This window comes from Streptomyces sp. NPDC055189, assembly GCF_053606765.1.
Window position 1 is genome coordinate 1 of sequence record NZ_JBSGSG010000198.1, and the last position, 1341, is coordinate 1341.

Annotated in this window: 2 protein-coding genes and 1 tRNA gene; 2 read left to right on the forward strand and 1 reads right to left on the reverse strand. The window is 65.7% G+C overall.

Annotation, left to right across the window (positions count from 1 at the left end; genetic code table 11):
- Positions 1 to 109: 109 nt before the first annotated feature.
- Complete coding sequence (locus ACWFR3_RS46830; RefSeq protein ID WP_003959770.1) at positions 110 to 523, reverse strand: SsgA family sporulation/cell division regulator; 414 nt, start codon at positions 521 to 523, stop codon at positions 110 to 112.
- Positions 524 to 714: 191 nt separating this feature from the next.
- Here ACWFR3_RS46830 and ACWFR3_RS46835 point away from each other — a divergent pair, with 191 nt between their 5' ends.
- On the forward strand, positions 715 to 1146 hold the full coding sequence (locus ACWFR3_RS46835; RefSeq protein ID WP_453740817.1) for a TIGR02611 family protein: 432 nt from the start codon (positions 715 to 717) through the stop codon (positions 1144 to 1146).
- A 66-nt stretch (positions 1147 to 1212) separates the two neighbouring features.
- Positions 1213 to 1284, forward strand: a tRNA-Val gene (locus ACWFR3_RS46840).
- The last annotated feature ends 57 nt before the right edge of the window (positions 1285 to 1341 follow it).

The following is a 1341-nucleotide window of genomic DNA, read 5'->3' on the forward strand; positions in this document are numbered from 1 at the left end:
CCGCGGGAATCCGCGGCGACGGCGCCGGTGTGTCTGCTCTGTTCGGTTGTCGGTGCCCGAGCCGTCGCCCCGAGTCGGACGGCGCCGGGCGCTCTCGCGCGGCCTGGAGCTAACTTTCGGCCAGGATGTGCGAGAGCTCCGTATCCAGATCGAAGTGGCGGTGTTCCGTGCCGGGGGGCACGGCCGCGTCGGTTCGCTTCAGGAACGATTCGAGGGCCCGCGCCGGGGCTTCGAGCAGGGCCTCACCCTCAGGGGAACTCAGGGCGATGCAGACGACGCCCTGACCGTGGCTCCGGGACGGCCAGACTCGGACGTCGCCGGTACCGGTGGGCCGGTGCAGGCCCTCGGCGAGGAGGTCGCGGGCAAACACCCATTCGACTGTTTCCTCGGCTCCGGTGTGGAAGGTGGCGTGCACGGCATAGGGATCGGCCGTGTCATACCGCAGTCCTGCGGGTACAGGCAGTGAGGACTCGCTCGACACAACGAGGCGCAGGTGCAGCTCGCAGCTGACCGTGGTGTTCATAAGCGCCAGGGCCTTTCGCTCAGTGTGCGCTCGGGGATTCGCACGTCGGCGAAATCGACATGCCACCTACGGTGCCGTTGTAAACCCCTCTGAGGGTTTTGGGTGTCTTTAGGTAGCTCGTACGGCGGATTGTTTGTTCGGCGCGTACACCCATTCCAGTGACCGGTTTCCGTCCGGTAGGGTTTGGCCGTATGAATACGGGGAGTAACGAGCCGGGGGTTGCTGAAACAATCACCGGTACGAAGGACGAACAGCCGCTCGGATCGCGTGCGCCGGAGTTCATCCAGGCCCGCAAGGCGCTGCACCTCAGCTGGCAGGTGGGCGTGTTCATCGTCGGCCTCGCGGTGGTTGTCGCGGGCATCATCATGTTGCCGCTGCCCGGACCGGGCTGGCTGGTGATCTTCGGTGGAATGGCGATCTGGGCGACCGAGTTCGTCTGGGCTCAGCTGGTCCTTCGCTGGACGAAGCGGAAGGTCACCGAGGCGGCGCAGCGTGCGCTCGACCCCAAGGTGCGCCGCCGGAACATCATCCTGACGACCATCGGTCTGGTGATCATCGCCGTGCTCGTCGGGATCTACGTCTGGAAGTTCGGCTTCGAGATGCCGTGGAAGATCAAGGAGTGACCCGAGGGTGACTCCAAGGCGGTCGGAGGCACCCGCTGACATGCGGTAATGTTCTCCCTGCGCCCGGGGCGATTAGCTCAGTGGGAGAGCGCTTCGTTCACACCGAAGAGGTCACTGGTTCGAACCCAGTATCGCCCACCCCGGAACTGGGGGCCCGCGGCGTAAAAACCCCCCGGCGCCCGCGGGTTATCGCGC